Annotated in this window: 21 protein-coding genes; 9 read left to right on the forward strand and 12 right to left on the reverse strand. The window is 64.4% G+C overall.

Annotated features, from left to right (window positions below; all coding sequences use genetic code 11):
- Both nirD and NLY36_RS24045 read left to right on the forward strand, forming a co-directional pair.
- On the forward strand, nt 1-330 hold the full coding sequence (gene nirD, locus NLY36_RS24040) for a nitrite reductase small subunit NirD (RefSeq protein WP_023686954.1): 330 nt from the start codon (nt 1-3) through the stop codon (nt 328-330).
- Nucleotides 331-333: 3 nt separating this feature from the next.
- Nucleotides 334-3,171, forward strand: a complete 2,838-nt coding sequence (locus NLY36_RS24045; RefSeq protein ID WP_023729187.1) for a nitrate reductase — start codon at nt 334-336, stop codon at nt 3,169-3,171.
- A 129-nt stretch (nt 3,172-3,300) separates the two neighbouring features.
- On the opposite strand, the gene NLY36_RS24050 is transcribed toward NLY36_RS24045, so the two are convergent.
- Genes NLY36_RS24050 through NLY36_RS24070 form a run of 5 tightly spaced genes read right to left on the reverse strand, consistent with a single transcriptional unit; the run spans nt 3,301 to nt 8,021 of the window.
- Entirely contained in the window at nt 3,301-4,596 is a 1,296-nt protein-coding gene (locus tag NLY36_RS24050) for an NAD(P)/FAD-dependent oxidoreductase (RefSeq protein ID WP_023729188.1), read from the reverse strand.
- Entirely contained in the window at nt 4,593-5,576 is a 984-nt protein-coding gene (locus NLY36_RS24055) for a branched-chain amino acid ABC transporter permease (protein WP_023729189.1), read from the reverse strand. The genes NLY36_RS24050 and NLY36_RS24055 overlap by 4 nt, the downstream gene beginning before the upstream one ends.
- The gene (locus tag NLY36_RS24060) at nt 5,573-6,481 is read right to left on the reverse strand and encodes a branched-chain amino acid ABC transporter permease (RefSeq protein ID WP_023667853.1); all 909 of its coding nucleotides are present in this window, start codon (nt 6,479-6,481) and stop codon (nt 5,573-5,575) included. The genes NLY36_RS24055 and NLY36_RS24060 overlap by 4 nt, the downstream gene beginning before the upstream one ends.
- The gene (locus tag NLY36_RS24065) at nt 6,478-7,224 is read right to left on the reverse strand and encodes a branched-chain amino acid ABC transporter ATP-binding protein (protein ID WP_023667854.1); all 747 of its coding nucleotides are present in this window, start codon (nt 7,222-7,224) and stop codon (nt 6,478-6,480) included. The genes NLY36_RS24060 and NLY36_RS24065 overlap by 4 nt, the downstream gene beginning before the upstream one ends.
- Nucleotides 7,221-8,021: an ABC transporter ATP-binding protein gene (locus NLY36_RS24070; RefSeq protein ID WP_023735676.1), complete on the reverse strand. Its 801-nt coding sequence runs from the start codon at nt 8,019-8,021 to the stop codon at nt 7,221-7,223. Before NLY36_RS24070 ends, NLY36_RS24065 begins: the two co-directional genes overlap by 4 nt.
- A gap of 124 nt (nt 8,022-8,145) precedes the next feature.
- On the opposite strand from NLY36_RS24070, the gene NLY36_RS24075 reads away from it, so the two are divergent.
- The 6 genes from NLY36_RS24075 to NLY36_RS24100 are packed head-to-tail and all read left to right on the forward strand — an operon-like array spanning nt 8,146 to nt 12,485.
- Nucleotides 8,146-8,868, forward strand: coding sequence for a GntR family transcriptional regulator (locus tag NLY36_RS24075; protein WP_023682687.1), 723 nt, complete (start codon nt 8,146-8,148; stop codon nt 8,866-8,868).
- 1 nt (nt 8,869) lies between these two features.
- Nucleotides 8,870-9,358 carry a DUF3830 family protein gene (locus NLY36_RS24080; protein WP_023667857.1) on the forward strand — a complete coding sequence of 163 codons (489 nt, stop codon included), beginning with the start codon at nt 8,870-8,872 and terminating at the stop codon, nt 9,356-9,358.
- Nucleotides 9,359-9,712 (forward strand): TIGR04076 family protein, encoded by a 354-nt coding sequence (locus NLY36_RS24085; RefSeq protein ID WP_023682686.1) that lies wholly within the window; start codon nt 9,359-9,361, stop codon nt 9,710-9,712. It abuts the gene before it with no gap.
- Nucleotides 9,709-10,764 (forward strand): aldo/keto reductase, encoded by a 1,056-nt coding sequence (locus NLY36_RS24090; RefSeq protein WP_023682685.1) that lies wholly within the window; start codon nt 9,709-9,711, stop codon nt 10,762-10,764. The genes NLY36_RS24085 and NLY36_RS24090 overlap by 4 nt, the downstream gene beginning before the upstream one ends.
- Nucleotides 10,761-11,189 (forward strand): hypothetical protein, encoded by a 429-nt coding sequence (locus NLY36_RS24095; RefSeq protein WP_023667860.1) that lies wholly within the window; start codon nt 10,761-10,763, stop codon nt 11,187-11,189. The genes NLY36_RS24090 and NLY36_RS24095 overlap by 4 nt, the downstream gene beginning before the upstream one ends.
- 36 nt (nt 11,190-11,225) lie before the next feature.
- The gene (locus NLY36_RS24100) at nt 11,226-12,485 is read left to right on the forward strand and encodes an ABC transporter substrate-binding protein (RefSeq protein ID WP_023692246.1); all 1,260 of its coding nucleotides are present in this window, start codon (nt 11,226-11,228) and stop codon (nt 12,483-12,485) included.
- An 81-nt stretch (nt 12,486-12,566) separates the two neighbouring features.
- On the opposite strand, the gene NLY36_RS24105 is transcribed toward NLY36_RS24100, so the two are convergent.
- Genes NLY36_RS24105 through NLY36_RS24130 form a run of 6 tightly spaced genes read right to left on the reverse strand, consistent with a single transcriptional unit; the run spans nt 12,567 to nt 17,393 of the window.
- The gene (locus NLY36_RS24105) at nt 12,567-13,589 is read right to left on the reverse strand and encodes a LacI family DNA-binding transcriptional regulator (RefSeq protein ID WP_023732245.1); all 1,023 of its coding nucleotides are present in this window, start codon (nt 13,587-13,589) and stop codon (nt 12,567-12,569) included.
- The gene (locus NLY36_RS24110) at nt 13,583-14,374 is read right to left on the reverse strand and encodes a transporter substrate-binding domain-containing protein (protein WP_023735675.1); all 792 of its coding nucleotides are present in this window, start codon (nt 14,372-14,374) and stop codon (nt 13,583-13,585) included. The genes NLY36_RS24105 and NLY36_RS24110 overlap by 7 nt, the downstream gene beginning before the upstream one ends.
- A 17-nt stretch (nt 14,375-14,391) precedes the next feature.
- Nucleotides 14,392-15,312: an isoaspartyl peptidase/L-asparaginase gene (locus NLY36_RS24115; protein WP_031249125.1), complete on the reverse strand. Its 921-nt coding sequence runs from the start codon at nt 15,310-15,312 to the stop codon at nt 14,392-14,394.
- A 2-nt stretch (nt 15,313-15,314) separates the two neighbouring features.
- Complete coding sequence (locus NLY36_RS24120; protein WP_023710015.1) at nt 15,315-16,049, reverse strand: amino acid ABC transporter ATP-binding protein; 735 nt, start codon at nt 16,047-16,049, stop codon at nt 15,315-15,317.
- Between the two features lies 1 nt (nt 16,050).
- Nucleotides 16,051-16,722 (reverse strand): amino acid ABC transporter permease, encoded by a 672-nt coding sequence (locus tag NLY36_RS24125; RefSeq protein ID WP_023667866.1) that lies wholly within the window; start codon nt 16,720-16,722, stop codon nt 16,051-16,053.
- Entirely contained in the window at nt 16,722-17,393 is a 672-nt protein-coding gene (locus NLY36_RS24130; RefSeq protein ID WP_027050155.1) for an amino acid ABC transporter permease, read from the reverse strand. Before NLY36_RS24130 ends, NLY36_RS24125 begins: the two co-directional genes overlap by 1 nt.
- Before the next feature lie 177 nt (nt 17,394-17,570).
- Here NLY36_RS24130 and NLY36_RS24135 point away from each other — a divergent pair, with 177 nt between their 5' ends.
- On the forward strand, nt 17,571-17,747 hold the full coding sequence (locus NLY36_RS24135) for a hypothetical protein (RefSeq protein WP_023692240.1): 177 nt from the start codon (nt 17,571-17,573) through the stop codon (nt 17,745-17,747).
- A 12-nt stretch (nt 17,748-17,759) separates the two neighbouring features.
- Here NLY36_RS24135 and NLY36_RS24140 read toward each other — a convergent pair whose 3' ends face one another.
- Nucleotides 17,760-18,863 (reverse strand): alcohol dehydrogenase family protein, encoded by a 1,104-nt coding sequence (locus NLY36_RS24140; protein WP_023735673.1) that lies wholly within the window; start codon nt 18,861-18,863, stop codon nt 17,760-17,762.
- Nucleotides 18,864-18,866: the final 3 nt, after the last annotated feature.

Here is an 18,866-nt window from a genome sequence, read left to right on the forward strand (position 1 = left end):
ATGGACTGGATATCGATCGGCTCACTCTCCGACATCCCGCGGCGTGGCGCGCGCTGCGTCGACACACCCGAGGGTAAGATCGCCGTCTTCCGCACGCAGGACGATCAGGTCTACGCCATCGACGATCATTGCCCGCACAGAGGTGGGCCGCTGAGCCAAGGCATCGTCCACGGCACCGCCGTCACCTGTCCCTTGCACAATTGGGTCATCTCGCTGGAGACGGGCAAGGCGCTCGGCGCCGACGAGGGCGCCGTGCGCACCATTCCTGTGCGGATCGAGGGCGAGCTCCTGTTCATTGCGCTGAAAGCGCTGGCCAGCCGCGCGGCCTGAAGCATGGAACTGGGCGAAGCGCGCGAGGTGAGGACCACCTGCCCCTATTGCGGGGTGGGTTGCGGCGTGCTGGCGAAAGTCGCCGCGAACGGTGAAGTCAGCGTCCGCGGCGACCCCGACCATCCAGCGAACTTCGGCCGGCTCTGCTCCAAGGGCTCGGCCCTGGCCGAAACCATCGACCTCGACGGCAGGCTGCTCTACCCCGAAGTCCACGGTCGCCGTGCCGGCTGGGACGAGGCGCTCGACCGCGTCGCTTCGACCTTTTCGCAAACCATCGCCGAGCACGGTCCTGACTCCGTCGCCTTCTATGTCTCCGGCCAGTTGCTGACCGAAGACTACTATGTCGCCAACAAGCTGATGAAGGGCTTCATCGGCTCGGCCAACATCGACACCAATTCGCGGCTATGCATGGCCTCCTCGGTTGCCGGCCACCGCCGCGCCTTCGGCTCCGACACCGTGCCCGGCACCTACGAGGATCTCGAGCTCGCCGACCTGATCGTGCTGGTCGGCTCCAATCTCGCCTGGTGCCATCCCGTGCTCTTCCAGCGCATCGCGGCGGCCCGGGAAAAACGACCGGAGATGAAGGTCGTGCTGGTCGACCCGCGCCGCACCATGACCGCTGATATCGCCGACATTCACCTGGCGATCGCGCCGGATGGCGACGTTGCTTTGTTCACCGGCCTGCTCGCCTGGCTCGGCCGGCACAACGCACTCGACCGTGGCTATGTGACCGCACACACGACCGGCTTCGGCCAAGCTCTCTTCGCCGCATCGGCGCTCGACCTTGCCGGCATCGCCGCCGCCACCGGCCTGAGCGAGGACGAGCTCACCCGCTTCTACAACCTGTTCGCCGCGACTGCGAAAACCGTCACGGTCTACAGCCAGGGAGTGAACCAGTCGTCTTCGGGCACTGACAAGGTCAACGCCATCATCAACTGCCATCTCGCCACCGGCCGCATCGGCAAACCTGGGGCAGGACCGTTTTCAGTGACCGGCCAGCCCAACGCCATGGGCGGCCGCGAGGTCGGCGGCATGGCCAATATGCTGGCCGCCCATATGGAGATCGAAAACCCCGAGCACCGTGACCGCGTGCAGCGTTTCTGGAATGCGCCGGCCGTCGCCCCAAAGCCCGGTCTGAAGGCGGTCGAGATGTTTCAGGCGATCGCCGCCGGCCGCATCAAGGCATTGTGGATCATGGCCACCAACCCGGTCGATTCGATGCCGGACGCCGATGCCGTCGAGGCAGCGATCAAGGCTTGCCCGTTCGTCGTGGTGTCGGACGTGCTGGCGAGCACGGACACCGTGCGCCACGCCCATGTGCGGCTGCCCGCCGCCGCATGGGGCGAGAAGGACGGCACCGTGACCAATTCAGAGCGCCGCATCTCGCGCCAGCGCAGCTTTCTTGCTGTGCCCGGTGAGGCGCGGCCGGATTGGTTGATCGTCGCCGAGGTGGGCAAGCGGATGGGGTTTGACGAGGCGTTTTCCTATTCGTCGCCAGCGGAAATCTTCGCCGGACACGCCGCGCTGTCCGGGTTCGAGAATGACGGCGCACGGGATTTCGATATTGGTGGTTATGCTGGTGTTGATAAGGAGGCCTATGCAGCGCTTGAGCCTTTCCAATGGCCGGCGCCGAGCCCAGCCATCCCCCTCTGGCCTGCCGGCCATCTCCCCCGCAAGGGGGGAGATCAGCCGTCGCCTCGGCCTTCGCCAATTACCAACGATGCAGAAGATATGCCGGCGTCAAAGCTGCCAATCTCCCCCCTTGCGGGGGAGATGTCCGGCAGGACAGAGGGGGGTGTTCAAGCGGGACTTGACCCTTCCAACACCCGCTTCTTCGCCAACGGCAATTTCTACAATCCCGACCGCAAGGCCCGCTTCATCGCCATTCGTCCCATCGTCGAGACACGCACCAGCCCGGACTATCCGCTGATCCTCAACACCGGCCGCGTTCGCGACCATTGGCACACAATGACCCGCACCGGCAAAAGCCCACGTCTCTCCCAGCACATGGCCGAGCCCTTCGTCGAGATCCACCCGGCGGATGCCACGCATCACGGCATTGGCGACGCCGACATCGTGCGCGTCTCCAGCCCGCGCGGCGATGTGCTGGTGCGCGCGCTGGTGACGGCACGCCAGCGCCAGGGCAGCGTGTTTGCGCCGATGCACTGGACTGACCAGTTTTCGGCAAAAGGCCGGCTCGACACGCTGACCGCGCCTCTGACCGATCCGGTTTCCGGTCAGCCTGCGCTGAAACATGTCGGCGCCCGCATCGAGAAGTTCGCCGCGAGAGCGTTCGGCTTCGCCGTGGTGCGCCGCAAGCCGGTGGCGGTCGCAGCAGATTACTGGGCCGTGGCCAAATGCAAGGGCGGCTGGCGGGTGGAGCTTGCCTTTGCTGACGACGACATCGACTGGGCTGGTTTTGCTGGTTCGCTTTTCGATGTTCCCGTAGCCGATACGCTCGCTTATCACGACCGCGATACCGGCCAGCATCGTATTGCTGCCTTCGACGACCAGCACCTCGCCGGGGCTTTGTTTATCGCGTCGGGACCGGTGGCGGTTTCGCGGGGTTGGGCGGCACAGCAACTCCAGGAGGTTCACACCAGCCAGCGCGAACGCTTCAGGATCGTCGCCGGTCGCGCCGGCGCCGATCGGCCCGATGCGGGCGCGACCGTCTGCTCCTGTTTCAGCGTCGGGGTCAACCAGATCGCGGCGGCAGTGGCAGCCGGGTGCGCGACAGTCGAAGCCATAGGCGGCGCCCTGAAGGCCGGCACCAATTGCGGCTCCTGCCGGTCCGAGATCCGGGCGGTCATCCAGGCAAATCGGGTTCAGGCTGCGGAGTAGATGCGGCTGGATGGGGAGGGGATCTGACTATATCCTCTTGGGCCACCACGTCATCGATTGCGGAAGGTGTGGCGGTCCTTTTCGGGTCGCTGTGAGCGCGCCGGCAGGAGGATCACCTGGCTTGGCTGTCTAATCCAGCCGGTCGCGCAGGATGCTCCAGGGGAGCAGCATATTCGGTGCATAGCGCACGAGGTTGTGCAGCGGGATCGGCGCTGGCGGTGCGAAGGGGAGCGGCAGATATCGGGCGTCCGTTCCGCTCGCCCAGTCCGCCAGCACTTTGCCCATTACCGTGGTCATGGCGATGCCGCGGCCGTTGCAGGCGAAGCCGGCGATCAGGCCCGGGCCGAGGTCGATGAGGCGCGGCAGGAAATCCGGCACCACCGCCGCCACGCCTGTCCAGCAGTAGGCAAGCGGCGGCAGGTCAGGCAAACCGAGATGCCTGGCGAGCCGTCGCCAGATCGTTTGCGGCATGCGCGTCTCAGCGCCGGCTCCGACGACATGCATGCCGCCGCTGATCAGCCGGTTCTGGCCATCGAAGCGGCACGTGAACAGGTTGCGCCTGGTGTCGCCGACGCCCTGGCCGCCGGGCAGCAGGCGCGCGCGTATGGCCCGCGACAGCGGCGCAGTGGCGATCTGGAAGACTTTCAGCGGGATATAGGTCCGCGCCAGTGTCCGGTTCAGTGCCCCGCCATAGGCGTTGGTGGCGATCACCACCTTGCCCGCACGCACGGCGCCGGATGCGGTCGTCAAGGTCCAGCCATCCGCAGCGCGGTCGATCGAAGCGACGCGCGTCTGCTCGAAGATCCGCGCGCCGGCTTTTTCGGCGGCATCGGCCAGGCCGCGCGCATACTCGACCGGATTGAGGACGCCGCCCGAGTTATCCATCCAACCGCCGGCGTAGCCGCCGATACCGGTGAGCGTCGTGACCGCCTTGGCATCGAGCGTTACGGTCGGCCTGCCCCGCGCCGCCCATTGCTCGGCGCGCGATCGCGTCTTTTCCAGCGCGGCGGACGAATGCGCCGGCTGGATCCAACCATTCTGCACAGCGTCGCATTCGATGCCGTGCCTCTTGATCAGGCCGAAGACGAGATCAGCGCTGCCGGCGGCGAAGTCAACCAGGCGCCCGCCGCGCTCGGGTCCGAGTTCGGTGATGATGTCGTCTGGATCCCGCTTGGCGAAGTTCGGAACGACGAAGCCGGCATTCCGGCCGGTCGCACCCCAAGCGATGAATTCGGCTTCGAGGACCGCGACCGAAAGCCCTTTCTCAGAGGCATGCAATGCCGTCGACAGGCCGGAAAAGCCGCCGCCAACGATCGCGAGATCGACGTCGAGTCCGCCTTGCAGCGCGCCCCGGTCGCGGCGGTTGCGGCTGACGGCATGCCAGAGCGAAACGCCATACGCTTGCTGCCGGATCATGGCATTCATGATCCGGCCTCGTTCTCGTTGGCCGCCGCCTTTGTCTGTGTGCCGGGCTTCGGTCGGCGCGGCCGGTCGCCGAACAATCCGTTAGGCCGGATCAGCAGGATGACGCAGAGCATGACGCCGATGGCGACGATCTGCAGTGAGGCCGCGCGTGCCTGCTGCTCGGGCGCAAACAGCACGCTGGTCAGCGTGCCCGACCCCGCCCATATCGCCCAGACCAGGATGCTGCCGGCAACGGCGCCGGCATTGCTGCCCGAGCCGCCGACGATCAGCATCACCCAGACCTGGAAGGTCAGGATCGGCTGATAGTTATCGGGCGCGATGAAGCCGGTGAAATGCGCCTGCAAAGCGCCGGCCAGCGCCATGATGGCGCCGCCGACGGCGAAGGCCTGGACGCGGTAGAAGCGCGCGCTCTTGCCCAGCGAAATCGCCGCTCGCTCGTCCTCGCGCAGCGCCTTGAGCACGCGGCCCCAGGGGCTGCGCGACAGGTGCTCCAGAGCGAGATAGGCGATCAGCGTCACAGCCGAAACGACGGCGAGGTTCGACAGGTTGAACAGCAGCGGCGTTTCGGCAAGGCCGCCGAACGGGCGCGGGATGAAACCGATGCCGAACGGGCCGCCGGTGAGTTTCTGCGCGTTGAGCGCGACCAGCTGCACGACGACGGCGACGCCGAAGGTGGTGATCGCCAGGTAGTCGGATCGCAGACGCAGCGTGGCCATGCCGGTAAGTGCTGCGGCGATACCGCCGACGACCATGGCGCCCGCCCAGCCGACCAGGATCGGCAGACCGAAGCCGCCGAAGCGCGCGGCATCGTCCGGGGTCGTCAGCAGCGCCGATGTATAGGCGCCGATGGCGACGAATCCGGCAAGGCCGACATTGAAAAGGCCAGTCAGCCCCCACTGCAGATTGAGCCCCAGTGTGACCAGCGAAAAGATCAGTGCGGTGGTCAGGAAGAAGGCGCCGTAGCCGAGCAGGTCCATCAGCGTTCCCTCACACCAAACAGGCCGATCGGCCGAACGAACAGCACCGCCATCAGGATGATGAAGGAGATTGCGGCGCGCCATTCGGCGCCGATCAGCTGCACCGCACCGGCTTCGGCAAGACCGATGATCAAGCCGCCGAGCACAGCGCCCGGAATGCTGCCGATGCCGCCGAGGATGGCTGCTGCAAACATCGGCAGCAGCATGTCGAAGCCCATGAACGGGCGGATCTGCACCAGAATGCCGATCATCACGCCGGCCACGCAGGCCAGCGCCCCGCCGATGATCCAGGTGACACGCACAACGGAGGCAACGTCGATACCGACGATGCGGGCCAGCGCTGCATTCTGGCTCAGCGCCTGCATGGAGCGGCCGGTCTGCGTGCGTGTCATCAACAGATGCACGCCGAGCACCAGCACGGCGGTCAGCAGCAGAAGCGCGATCTGATCGGGCGTGATGCGGATGCCGAAGCCGACCGGCATGGCGATCTGGATCGCGCGGCTGAAATAGGTCGGCCGTGAGCTGAAGGTGAATTCGAGCAGGCTGCGCAGCGCCATCGAGGCGCCGAAGCTCGCCATCACCACGATGATGGCTTGCCCCTGCGAGCGAAGCCGCGAAAACAGCACCTTGTCGAGCAACAGCGCCAGCAGGGCAGTGAAAATCATGCCGACAACCAGCGCAACCAGCAGCGACCAGCCGAAGGACAGCGGTCCAATGGGCTCCACCTTGCCGAACATCGCGCCGATGGTGCTGACGACGGCGAGCGTCGCATAGGTGCCCCAGGCCATGAAGTCGCCATGGGCGAAGTTCGAGAAGCGCAGGATCGAATAGGTGAGCGTCACGCCAATGGCGCCGAGGCCGATCATCGAACCGGTCAGCAACCCATCGACGACAAATTGCAGGCTCATGCCGCGCCTCCCTTGCCGGCGTGAGGGCGTTGGCCGAGATAGAGTTCGGCGACGACAGGATCGTTCCACAATTCGGACGCCACACCCTCGTGCCGGTCCTTGCCTTCGACCAGCACATAGGCGCGGTCGCCGATGGCCAGCGCTGCCTTGGCGTTCTGTTCGACCAGCAGGATGGTGACGCCGGACCTGCGGATGCCGGCCAGCATCTCGAACACCATCGATACGAATTTCGGCGAGAGGCCGGCCGATGGCTCGTCGAGCAGCAGCACCTTGGGATGGACGATCAGCGCACGTGCGACGGCGAGCATCTGCCGCTGTCCGCCCGACAGATTGCCGGCGGCGGTGCGGCGCTGGCGGACGAGGTCGGGGAAGGCCGCATACATTTCCTCGATGCGGGCAGGGATTTCGCGTCGCTCGAGGATGCCGCAGGCGACCTTCAGATTGTCCTCGACCGACATCAGCGGGAAGATGTTCTCCGTCTGCGGTACGAAGGCCAGGCCGAGCCGAACCATGGTGTGCGCGGGAGCGGCGGTGATGTCCTTGCCGTCCAGAAATACGGTGCCGCCGGTGATCGGGACAAGGCCGGCGATCGCCTTGATGAAGCTCGACTTGCCGGCGCCGTTGGGACCGAGCACGACGACGATCTCGCCCTTGCCGACGGTGATCGAGGCGCCGCGCACGATCGGCACGCCAAGCTCATAGCCGGCTTCGAGGTTGCGCACGTCGAGGACGGTCTCGTTCATGTGGCGCCCCCGAGATAAGCCTCGATGACGCGCGGGTCGCGGGCGACTTCCTCTGCCGTGCCTTCGCTGAGCAACTGGCCGCTCGCCATGACCAGCACGCGGTGGCAGAGCCGCGTCACCATGTCGATATTGTGCTCGATCAGCAGAAAGGTGATGCCGTGCGCGTTGATGTCGCGGATGCGGTCGATGATGATCTCGAGCAGCGTCGCGTTGACGCCGGCGGCCGGTTCGTCGAGCAGGATGATCGCCGGATCGGCCATCATGACGCGGGCGAGTTCGAGCAGCTTGCGTTGGCCCCCGGAAAGCACGCGCGCCGGTTCGTGCGCCAGCCGAGCGAGCGAGACGAGCTCCAGCAGCTCGAGTGCCTTTGCCCTGGCTGCTCTTTCCTGTGCCGCCACTCGCCACGGCGTGACGAAGTTGGCGAGCAATTTTTCGCCGGCTTGGCCCTGCGCCGCCAGCATGATGTTTTCGATCAGCGTCAGATTGGGCAGGGGGCGCGGGATCTGGAAGGTGCGGCCAAGACCACGGCCGATACGCAGATGAGCGGCTTCGCCGGAGACGCGCGTGCCATTGAGCAGGATATCGCCGCTGGTTGGCAATATGCTGCCCGCCAACAGATCGAACATCGTCGTCTTGCCGGCGCCATTCGGCCCGATCAGGCCGAGGATTTCGCCCGCTTTGACATCAAACGAGACATCGTTGACGGCGACAAGGCCGCCAAAACGCCTGACGACGTTTCGTGCCGTCAGAACTGGCGCACGGGTCTCCTGCCGTTGGCGCTCCGCTGCATCGCTCATCAAACCCTCTGGCCGAAGACGATCGTTGTCGCCTCCTGATTTTTGATTTGTGATCACACTTGCGTTGATCACGCTATTCGGCTTTAATTTCATTCGCAAGCCGAAAACGGGGCAAATGCCGGTAATGCAGAAGGCTGCCATCGACAAGAACAACGGGACGATCGCAGCCCAGCTTACGCCGGTCGGCCGCGAGACGGTGCAGGATCGCGTCTATTCCGAGTTGCGCCGTGCTCTGATCGGTGGCCTTTTCGAGCCAAACCAGGTGCTGACTATCCGCGGTCTCGCCGATGCGCTGGTCACCTCGACCATGCCGGTACGCGAAGCGCTTGGACGGCTGATCACGGAAAAGGCGCTGGAGGCGCTGCCCAACCGCTCGGTGCGCGTGCCGCCGATCACGCTGGAGCGCATCGACGACCTCCTGCGCGCCCGCTCACTCATCGAAGGCGAAGCGATCGCGCTTGCCGCCACGCGTATGAGCCCGCGCCAGATCGCTTCGATCGAAGCCATGCTGGGCGAGTGGGACGAGATGCGGGCCCTGAAGCACAAGAAGGATATCGACCGCGAAGCGACGCTCAACCAGAGCTTCCATTTTGAGATCTACCGCTGCTGCGGCTCGGCTGTGCTGATCCCGATGATCGAAAGCCTCTGGCTTCAATCGGGACCCTGCATCCGCGTCGCCATCTATGCCTTCTCCGAGGCCGGCGAGGTCGATACCGCGCACTATCACCGCGGCATTGTCGCGGCACTTGCCAAACAGGATGCGCTAGCGGCGCGCGAGGCGCTGGTAGCCGACATCAGCCGCCCCTTCGCCTTCCTGCGCGACAAACTTCAATCGGCGAAGGACTGACATGCCCAAGCCCGCCATCGGCATCACAGAACCACGCTCGAAGCTTTCCGTGACGGCGCTGCTATTGCCCGAAAAGGCGCCGGAGAATGCCGCCTTCCTGCTGGCTTATCTGGCGCAGCCACGCATCATCCCAGGCATCCATGCGATGTGGACAGGACCGGAAATCTCGTGCCCGGTTCCGTCAGCCGATCTCCACGGCCAGGCCTATGCCCAGTCTTTGCCACCGGAGAATGCAACGCTGACGCCGCAGCCCGGCGATATCGTGCTGTCCTATGTGCCGCCACGCGTGTGGGGCGGCAATCCCAATGCCATCTTCGATATCGGCCTGTACTACGGGCAGGGGGCGCGGCTGCTGTTCCCGATCGGCTGGCTGGCCGGCAGCGTGGTCGCGCAAGTGCTTGCCGGAGAGCGCGATCAGTTTGCCGCCGCCTGCGGCGTCATCCGCCGCAACGGCGCCTGTGACATCACCTTCAGCCTGGTGGAGGCCTGAATGGCCGACGACAGTTTCGAACTCTTCGATCTGCGCGTCGAAGCGGTCATCCCCGAGGGCAAGCCGGTCTATTGCGGCGCCAGGGCCGGCGACTATTTCGAACTCAAGGGCGAAATGCTGTCGCTGCCGGCGGGGCAGGGTTTTTCGATTTACTCGATCTCCGCCGTGTTGCCGCTCCTGGCGGCAAAGCAGCGCCCGACGCATGCAAATGACTGGATGACCTCGGATGCCGAGATCGCCTGTCCCGATCCCAATTGCGCCAGCCGGCTGCGGATCGTCAGGCTGGCCAAGCGGCGGTTCAGCCATGCCCAAACCACGGCTGTGCCGCTGCCGAAGGAGACCGACAAAAGATGAGCGCCAGGACCGTCGAACTCAGCCCCGGCTATACGATCTCGCGCGTCATCCGCGGCGGCTGGCAGCTGGCCGGCGGCCATGGCGCTATCGACCGCAGGCAGGCCGTGACCGACCTCATCGCCACCTTCGATGCCGGCATCTGGACCTATGATTGCGCCGACATCTACACCGGCGTCGAGGAACTGATCGGCGCCGCGCGCCTGCGGCTGGCCGGCGAGCGCGGTCTCGATGTTGCGGCCAGGATGAAGGTGCACACCAAGCTGGTGCCGGACCTCGAACGACTGGCAAGCATCAGCCGCGACTACATCAGGGGCATCGTCAATCAGTCGCTTCGCAGGCTGAAGACGGAGCGGATCGATCTTGTGCAGTTTCACTGGTGGGATTATGACCAGCCTCGTTACGTCGAGGCGATGGGTTGGCTCGACGAGCTTCGGCTGGAAGGCAAGGTGCGCAATCTCGGCACCACCAATTTCGATACGCCGAGGCTAGCCGAAATCCTCTCCGCGGGCATCCCGCTGGTCAGCCAGCAACTGCAATATTCAGTGCTCGACCAGCGGCCGGCAAACAGCCTTGCGGACCTTGCCGCTAAGAACGGTGTCCGCTTCCTCTGCTACGGCTCGGTGGCGGGCGGCTTCCTCAGCGACAAATGGCTTGGCGTGGCCGAGCCCTCCACGCCGCTCGAAAACCGCTCGCTGGTCAAATACAAGCTGATCATCGACGACTTCGGCGGCTGGGAGCTGTTCCAGTCCCTGCTCAAGGCGCTGAAAGCGGTCGGCGATCGCCACGGCGTCGACATCGCCACCATCGCCTCGGCATGGGTGCTCGAGCAGCCGCAGGTCGCGGCCGTCATTGTGGGTGCGCGCAACCAGGCACATGCGCTGGCCAATACGAAAATCATGGACGTCGCGCTCGACGCCGACGATCGCGCGCGGATTGCTGCCGCCATCGCACAAGGCACCGGCCTCGCGGGCGATGTCTACGCGCTGGAGCGCGACCGTCATGGCCGCCACGGCTCGATCATGCATTACAACCTCAATGCGGGGAAGAAATGAGCGGAGAGCCTTCCCTTTTTTCGCGTGCCAGCGCTGAAATCATCGACCTGCATCGCTTCTTCGTCGACTGGTTTGTCGCCGCGCGAGCCGACGCTGTGGAGTTCGGCCGCTTCGAGGCTGTCATGGGCGAAGGCCTCACCATGGTGGCGCCGAATGGCCAGATCCTCGATCGCGACGCGGTCGTAGATCATGTCCGGACAAGCCGCGCCACTTGCGACGACGGTTTTGCCATATCGATCGAGGACATCAGGCCGGGTTGGCAGGACGCGGACACGATCGTCATCTTCTACATCGAGGCGCAACTGCGCGCCGGCAAACACAGTCGCCGGCAGTCCAGTGCGGTCTTCACCACCAGTTCATCGGCACCAAACGGCGTCGAATGGCGGCATCTGCATGAGACCTGGCTGCAGGCGCCGGAAGGCTGAACAGGCAAAAGTTCAAACAAGAAAAGGGGAACGGCAATGAAGAAGACGATACTTCAAATCACCACAGCACTGGCTCTCGTGACGATGGCCGGCGCCGCACACGCAGCGGACTGCAAGATCACCGTCGGCCTGGTCATGGAGCTCACCGGTCCGGCCGGCGAATACGGCCAGGCCGGCGCGAAGTCCGTCGAAATGGCCTTCCGCGACATCAATGAAGCCGGTGGCGTACGCGGCTGCGATCTCGCAACCGACACGCGCGACAGCCAGAGCCAGGGCAATATCGCGGTCGATGCCGCGACCCAGCTGGTACAGGTCAAGAAGGTGCCGGTGATCATCGGCGGCATCATCTCCTCGGTGTCGATCCCGATTTTGACCTCGGTCACCGGGCCGGCCAAGATCGTGCAGGTGTCGCCGGCTTCGTCCTCGCCGACGCTGACCGCCCTTGGCCGCGACGGCAAGACCAACGGCATCTTCTTCCGCACCATCACGTCGGATGCGCTGCAAGGCGTGGCCGCCGCCAAATACGCCATCGACAAGGGCTTCAAGAAACTGTCGATCATCCATGTCAACAACGACTTCGGCGTCAACATGGTGGCCGAATTCTCGCGTGCCTACAAAGCGCTCGGCGGCACCATCGTCTCCGACACGCCCTATAATGAAAAGCAGTCGAGCTATGCTTCGGAAGTGACGGCGGCGATGGGAGGCGAGCCGGACGGACTCTACCTCGTCAGCACGCCGGTCGACGGCGCAACGGTCGCCCGCACCTGGATATCGCAGGGCGGCGTGCAGAAATTCCTGCTCAATGACGGCATGAACAGCCCGGACTTCATCGAATCCGTCGGCGCCGATTATCTGAAGGATGCCTATGGTACCTCTTCCGGCACCAGCCCGACGGCATCCACCGACTATTTCCTGAAAAACTACAAGGAGTTTTCGGGCATCGAACCGTCGAACCCGGCAGCCGACCGTTCCTATGATGCCGGCGCCATTGTCGGTCTCGCCATTGCCATTGCCGGTTCCGAGGATCCAGCCAAGATCAAGGATGCCATGTACAAGGCGGTCGATCCTGCCGGCACACCGATCTATGCCGGCAAGGACGAGTTCGCCAAGGCGCTCGGCCTGATCAAGGACGGCAAGCCGATCCGCTATGAAGGCGTCATCGGTCCGGTCAGCTTCGACAAATATGGCGACATCACCGGTCCGTTCCGGCTGTGGAAGATCGTCGACGGCAAGGTGACGACCGACGGTGAAATGACAACCGACGACGTCAACGCGCTGCAGGCGAAATTGCAGTAGGCGCCGGTACATTGTCCGGCGCGATCTCCGTTCGATCTCTGGGAGATCGACGCCGGACAAGCAGTCCAACATCGGCGCTAGTTACGCGGTCAAGCGCGAAATCAGCCGGGTCAATATAACGACAGGCGGCTGGCCGGGCATGAAGACCTGCGGATTGGAGAGGGCGCCGACGATATGACCCACATAGTCTGATTTGTCGTAGCCGATTGACGATATCGGGTAGGCGTCGAAATTGGTCAGGGACACATTGTCGAAGCCATAGAGGCGGAAGCGGCTGGGCCGGTTGTCGGGGAAATCCGCCCGGCAGACATCCAGAACACCCATGGCCATCGCGTCGGACGTACAAAAGACCGCATCGGGACAGCCGCGTCCCGTCAGGCCGGCGGCTGCCGCATAGCCCGACTCGTAGGAATAGTCTCCCTGGACCGTCTGCAGCAGTTCAATTCCATGATGCCGGAACGCTTCGAGGTAGTGGCCGATGCGCAGCTGTTCGACCCGCGAGGACGAACGGCCGGTCAGCAGGCTGGCCGTGCGCGCGCGCTTGGCCGCCGCATCCGCCACGGCCTCGGCGATGCCGACGCCTTCATCGGGAATGACGGTGGGTGACAGATCGTCATGCAGTCCGTTCAGCATGATGACCAGGTCCGAGCGAAACATGCGCCGCACCGTCGCTGCATCGGCAAAGTCGGAGAACACCACGGCGGCATCGACATGATAGGCAACGCCGTTGCGCAGAAAATCCTCGACCCCTTCCGCCGAGCCGATGCGGATGAGGATGACCTGCTTGCCGATCGACTGGATTGCGTCGAGCAGCCGGTCGAACAGGTCGAGATCTGAAAGGTCGTGAATGTGGTTGACCACGACGGCAACCAGATTGACGGTCTTGGTGGTCAGGCTTTGCGCCAGGAGATTGGGTTTGTAGCCGAGCTGCGCGGCGGCCTGCACGACACGTTCGCGTTTGTCCGCCGAGACCGGTCGCGGTCCGCTCGACAGCGCACGGCTGGCCGCGGCACGCGACACGCCTGCCAGCCGCGCGACATCGGCGATCGTTGCGACGGCGCCTCGAGTGTGCGCCGATCGGTTACCGGTAGTGGGTGTCACCACAGCGGGTTGAGCGCCGGCGGGTTGGAGTCCGGCCCCCACCACTTCTTGTAGGTCGTCTCATAGGTGCCCGACTGGATGAAGTCGGACACGAACATGTCGAGCCAGCGGACGAATTCGGGATCGCCCTTGGCGACCGCGATGCCGATCGGATCGTTGGAATAGAGGCCAGGCAGCGTCACCAGGCTCGGTGTCTTGGTCGCGAGGTAATCGAGCAGCGAGGAATCCTCGATCGCCGCATCGACGCGCTTCTGTTGCAGCTGCAGAACCCCGTCGGGCGCGAACTGGTCGACATAGACGAGCTCTGCTTCCGGCACGGCCGCCTTGAGGAAGGTTTCGCCCGTGGTGCCGCGGCCGACGACAACCTTCTTGCCGGCGAGCCCCTTGAGGTCGGTTATCCCGGCATCCTTCTGGACGATGACGCGCAGCCCGGCCCGGTTGTAGGGGATGGTGAAGTTGACGGTCTTGGCCCGCTCGAGCGTTGCCGAGGTGTTTGCGACCGCGACATCGATCTGTCCCGACACCAACATGGAAATACGCGCATCGCCCGAGACGTCGACGAACTCGACCGGCACGCCGAGCTTTTGCGCCAGCAGCGTCGCGACATCGACATCGTAGCCGACAGGGTTGTTTTGTGCATCGCGAAAGCCGATCGGCTCGCCGCCGAGCGATACGCCGATGCGAATGGTGCCGCGTGAGCGGATGTCGTCAATCATGCCGGCAAGGGCTGGAAATGCCGAACCGGCCACGATGGCCAGCGCGGCGAAGGCACGCAGTAGGGTCTTCATGGTTCCTCTCCTTATTTTCAAGTGACACGCTTTGCTGCCCGCAATTCGGGTGCGGACATGCAATCCTTCCAGAGCCAGTAGCGGACCTCGCCCTCGCATCTGAAATTCACCACCTCATGGTTCTGCTCGGCGTCGACGGCGTGGATGACCACGCCGGCTAGGAAGCCGGTGTCGAGTTCACCGAGTTCCTCGACCGCCAGCGCGACCGCATCCGACAAGGATCGGCCAAGCTTCATGGCCAGCACGACGGTCCGCGCGGTCGTGCAGCGCATCGTCATCTCGCCGGTATGGGTGCACGCCGCCGCACCATAGCGGCTGTCGGCGTAAAAGCCTGCGCCGGGAATGGGAGAATCGCCGAGCCGGCCCGGATATTTCCAGGCCCAGCCCGAGGTCGAAGTCGCGGCATGGATGCCGCGCCGCGCATCCGCCGACAGGAAGACGGTGGTGTCGCGGACGCGCTCGGGATCGGTTATAGTACGGCTGAGCGGCGCCAGATCGATATCGGGGAATTTCGCCAGCTGTTGCGGTGTGAGTTCCTGTTGCAGCCGCTCCCACCAGACGCGCCTGGAGTCCTCGAACAAGACTTCGTCTTCGGCAAAACCGATTTCGCTGGCAAAGCGCCGCGCCCCTTCGCCGGTCAGCATCACATGCGGCAGGCGCTTCATCACCTGGTGCGCCAGGGCAGCGACCGCCAAGGCCCTTGGCACGGCGCCGACTGAACCGACCTCTCGTGTATTGCCATCCATGACGCCGGCGTCGAACTCCATCTCGCCCAGCATGTTCGGCCAGCCGCCATAGCCGACGCTTCGAACCTTGACCTCTTTCTCCACCATGCCGATGCCGGCAACCATCGCGTCCAGGCTGACGGCGCCATCGCGCAGCATTTGCACCGAGGTCTCGAATCCCGGCCATGCTTCGTTGTTGGCTAACAGCAGCATTCCTAGTCCTTGCGCATCCTGGAGAGAAACTGCGCAACCCGCGGCTGCGCCCGGCCGCCGTCCGCGGCGAAGAAACGATCCGTCGGCAGATCGACCACCAGCCTGCCCTTGTCGAGGAAGACGATGCGGTTGGAAATCTCGCGCGCGAATTCGATCTCGTGGGTGACGAACAGCATCGTCGTGCCTTGCGCGGCGAGCTTTGCCAGGATGGCCAGCACCTCGGAAGTCATTTCCGGGTCGAGCGCGCTGGTGACTTCATCGAGCAGCAGATAGCGCGGCTGCATGGCGAGCGCCCGGCAGATGCCGACACGCTGGCGCTGCCCGCCCGACAACTGCGCCGGGTAGGCGTTGGCCCGATCGGCGAGGCCGACGGACTCGAGCAGCTTGCGCGCCAGCGCCTCGGCCTCAGGGCGCGGCATCTTCAGCACCTCGATCGGGGCGAGCGTAATGTTCTGAAGCGCGCTCATATGCGGATAGAGGTTGAACAGCTGGAAGACGGTGCCTGAGCGCTTGCGCGCCTCGGCCAGCTCCTTCGGCTTGCTGACATCGAAATCGTCGACCGTGATGCGGCCCGACTTCAGCTTTTCGAGGCCGTTGATGCAACGGATCAGTGTCGACTTGCCGGACCCCGACGACCCGAGGATCGAGACCACTTCGCCGGGCGCGATCGTCAGGTCGACGCCGTCCAGCACAGTGACCTCGCCGAACGCTTTGTGCACGTTTTCGATCTTGAGCATGTTAAAGCCCCCGCCAGGCGCTGTGCGCCCGCAGGCGGTTTTCAAGACGCTCGCCAAGCAGGGCGACCAGCTTTGCCGCGCCATAGTAGAGCAGCCCGACGACGGTCCAGACCACGAACGGCTTCAAGGTGCGCATGTTGAGGATGTGGCCGATCTTGGTCAGGTCGACGACGCCGATGACAGAAATCAGCGACGTCACCTGAAGCTGGTTGACCAGCAGCGCGACGAGCGGGCCGACCGCGAAGGCGGCAGCCTGGGGCGAAACGATATGGCGCAGGACCTGCCACCGGGTCAGGCCGAAGACACGCGCGGCCTCGACCTGCTCGCGTTCGATCGACTCGATCGCCGAGACCGCGATGACATAGACGAAGGCCGCGGTGTTCGCCGACAGAGTGATGGTCGCTGCGGTGACCGGCGTCACCCTTATATGCAGCAGGGCCGGCAGGCCGAAGAACACCAGGAACAGCTGCACCAACACCGGCGAGTTCTTCAACAGCTCCGACAGGAAGGTGACGACCTGGGCCAGAACCGGCACACGGTAGAACCGCACCAGTGCCCAGCTCAGGCCAATCAGCAGTCCGATCAGAGAGGTGACGAGAAACAGCGCGATGTTGGTGCCGAGACCTTGCGCCAGCAGGATCAGGTCGTAGGAGGTGAAGTCGCTGAACCGCATCAGTCGACCGCCTCCATCATGTCCCGATTGAGATGGCGGTGGAGCAGGGTGACGCCCAGCGAGACCAGATAGGTCAGGGCCGCATAGGCACAGAGCAGCACCACATAGACCTCGAAGGGCCGATAGGTCTGCGAGACGACGATCTGGGCTGAGCCGGTGAGCTCGTTGAGCGTGATGGTCGAGAGGATCGAGGACGTAAGGATCATGTTGATGAGCACGGATCCGAGCGGTCGCACGGAGGTGCGCAGCGCAATCGGCAGCACGATGCGGGTAAAGACCTTGCGCCTGGACAGGCCGCTCACTTCAGCGGCGTCGATGATGCCCTGGTCGATGGCGAGGATGCCGGCTCGAATGATGTCGGAGGCATAGGCGCCGCCGGCAATGGAAAGCGCCACGACGCCGGTGGTGAAGGCGTCGATGTAAATGCCGAGCTCGGGCAGGCCGTAATAGAAGAAGAACAGCTGGACGATGAACGGCACATTGCGGAAGAGATCGACGTAGACGAAGGCGATCCGTCGAAGCAGTGCCGAGGCGGAGGTGCGTGCGATCGCCACCAACGCGCCCATGACGACGCTTCCCACCAGCGACAGCGCGCAAGCCGCCGCCGTAAGTTCGGCGCCGCGCGCCAGAAAACCCAGATGCGGGAGCAGAATGGACAGATCGAAATGCACCGGCGGTCCCCAGTGAAACCGGTTTCACTCTTTTGGCTTTCGCCTCGTCTGTCAAGATGCAGGGTCTGGTTGCCGCCTGTGGCTTGCATTCGTTGCGATGATTCCGGTTCGCCTCATGCGCGCTATGTCTCAAGCGCCGGCAATTCGCCGCCGGCTTTCAGCTCGAGGACGCCGCCTATGCCAGCCGCGCGTCGCCGCAATCCCTCGGCCATGGCGGCTGGGGGCGGCGCCCTCGATTTTGCCGATCCCGGCGCCGGTGTCGGATTCGGCTACGTCACCAACCGCATGCTGGGTTTCGACGACGTCGATCCACGCCGCAAGGTGTTGATTGATGCCGTTTACGACGCGCTCTGACGTTGGGAGCCGTTATGCGCGGATGTTCCACATGGCGTCCGGCACAACCACCAGCTTGCCGACGAAATCCTTGGCGATGAAGTCGGCCTGCGCCTTGTGGAAATCGGAGAGCCTGTAGACGCCGCCGACCAGCGGCCGGATTTTCTTCGCTTCGATGTATCCAATGATGCGGCGGAAGTCGGCGCGCGTGCCCTGGCTCGATCCGTGCAGTTGCAGCTGCTTGAGATACATGGTCCTGAGATCGAGCTGCACGACCGGGCCGGCGATGGCGCCAGCGGTGGTGTAGCGGCCTTCAGGTCGCAGGATGCGCAGCAGGTCGTTGAAGATCGCGCCGCCGACGAGATCGGCGACCACATCGATCGGCTGGTCGCCAGTGGCTTCATTCACGGCGGCGGGAAGATCGGCAACCCCACGGGTAATGACCGCTTCGGCGCCAATGTCGCGCACCGCCTGCTCCTTGCCCTTGCCGACGACCGCATAGGGAATGGCGCCGCGCGCCCGCGCCAGCTGCACGATGCCGGAACCGACGCCGCCCGAGGCGCCGGTGACCAGCACGCGTTCGCCGGCTTTCAGCCCGGCGCGCTCCAGCATCTGTTCGCCGGTGAGGTAGGCGCAGCAGAAGGTGGCGAGTTCGACGTCGCTCATGTCAGTATCGACGAAATGCGCATTCTCGCCCGGCACCGTCTGGTACTCGGCGTACCCGCCGTCGCGACCGTGCCCCATATAGTCAATGTCGGCGAGGGAATCGTCGTCGCGGTTGTAGATCGAAAAATCGACCATTACCCGTTCGCCGATACGGCCCGGGGAAACGCCTTCGCCGACGGCAGCGATGGTGCCGACCGTGTCGGTGCCCTGGATGCGCGGGAAGGTAAGCGTGTTGCCTTGCCGCCGCCACGTCGACACGGCGGCAGCGTCCTCCTCCGTGCCATAGGCGCCCTGGCGTACCCAGACATCGGTGTTGTTCATACCGCAAGCGCTGACCTTAACCAGCACCTCGCCGGCGGCAGGCACAGGCACTTTCACATCGCTGCGATAGACGAGCTTTTCCGGTCCGCCATGCCCGGTGAGCAGCACGGCGGCCATGGTGGCGGGGAGGGTCTTGGTCATGGCATTCATGGG

The organism is Mesorhizobium sp. C399B (genome assembly GCF_030323185.1).
Lineage (GTDB): Bacteria > Pseudomonadota > Alphaproteobacteria > Rhizobiales > Rhizobiaceae > Mesorhizobium.

Excerpts from the sequence above, each read along its gene's own strand:
- nirD (WP_023686954.1), top strand. The coding sequence starts at position 1 with ATGGACTGGATATCGATCGGCTCACTCTCCGACATCCCGCGGCGTGGC.
- NLY36_RS24045 (WP_023729187.1), top strand. The coding sequence starts at position 334 with ATGGAACTGGGCGAAGCGCGCGAGGTGAGGACCACCTGCCCCTATTGC.
- NLY36_RS24050 (WP_023729188.1), bottom strand. The coding sequence starts at position 4,596 with ATGAATGCCATGATCCGGCAGCAAGCGTATGGCGTTTCGCTCTGGCAT.
- NLY36_RS24060 (WP_023667853.1), bottom strand. The coding sequence starts at position 6,481 with ATGAGCCTGCAATTTGTCGTCGATGGGTTGCTGACCGGTTCGATGATC.
- NLY36_RS24065 (WP_023667854.1), bottom strand. The coding sequence starts at position 7,224 with ATGAACGAGACCGTCCTCGACGTGCGCAACCTCGAAGCCGGCTATGAG.
- NLY36_RS24070 (WP_023735676.1), bottom strand. The coding sequence starts at position 8,021 with ATGAGCGATGCAGCGGAGCGCCAACGGCAGGAGACCCGTGCGCCAGTT.
- NLY36_RS24075 (WP_023682687.1), top strand. The coding sequence starts at position 8,146 with ATGCAGAAGGCTGCCATCGACAAGAACAACGGGACGATCGCAGCCCAG.
- NLY36_RS24080 (WP_023667857.1), top strand. The coding sequence starts at position 8,870 with ATGCCCAAGCCCGCCATCGGCATCACAGAACCACGCTCGAAGCTTTCC.
- NLY36_RS24085 (WP_023682686.1), top strand. The coding sequence starts at position 9,359 with ATGGCCGACGACAGTTTCGAACTCTTCGATCTGCGCGTCGAAGCGGTC.
- NLY36_RS24090 (WP_023682685.1), top strand. The coding sequence starts at position 9,709 with ATGAGCGCCAGGACCGTCGAACTCAGCCCCGGCTATACGATCTCGCGC.
- NLY36_RS24095 (WP_023667860.1), top strand. The coding sequence starts at position 10,761 with ATGAGCGGAGAGCCTTCCCTTTTTTCGCGTGCCAGCGCTGAAATCATC.
- NLY36_RS24100 (WP_023692246.1), top strand. The coding sequence starts at position 11,226 with ATGAAGAAGACGATACTTCAAATCACCACAGCACTGGCTCTCGTGACG.
- NLY36_RS24110 (WP_023735675.1), bottom strand. The coding sequence starts at position 14,374 with ATGAAGACCCTACTGCGTGCCTTCGCCGCGCTGGCCATCGTGGCCGGT.
- NLY36_RS24115 (WP_031249125.1), bottom strand. The coding sequence starts at position 15,312 with ATGCTGCTGTTAGCCAACAACGAAGCATGGCCGGGATTCGAGACCTCG.
- NLY36_RS24120 (WP_023710015.1), bottom strand. The coding sequence starts at position 16,049 with ATGCTCAAGATCGAAAACGTGCACAAAGCGTTCGGCGAGGTCACTGTG.
- NLY36_RS24125 (WP_023667866.1), bottom strand. The coding sequence starts at position 16,722 with ATGCGGTTCAGCGACTTCACCTCCTACGACCTGATCCTGCTGGCGCAA.
- NLY36_RS24135 (WP_023692240.1), top strand. The coding sequence starts at position 17,571 with ATGCCAGCCGCGCGTCGCCGCAATCCCTCGGCCATGGCGGCTGGGGGC.
- NLY36_RS24140 (WP_023735673.1), bottom strand. The coding sequence starts at position 18,863 with ATGAATGCCATGACCAAGACCCTCCCCGCCACCATGGCCGCCGTGCTG.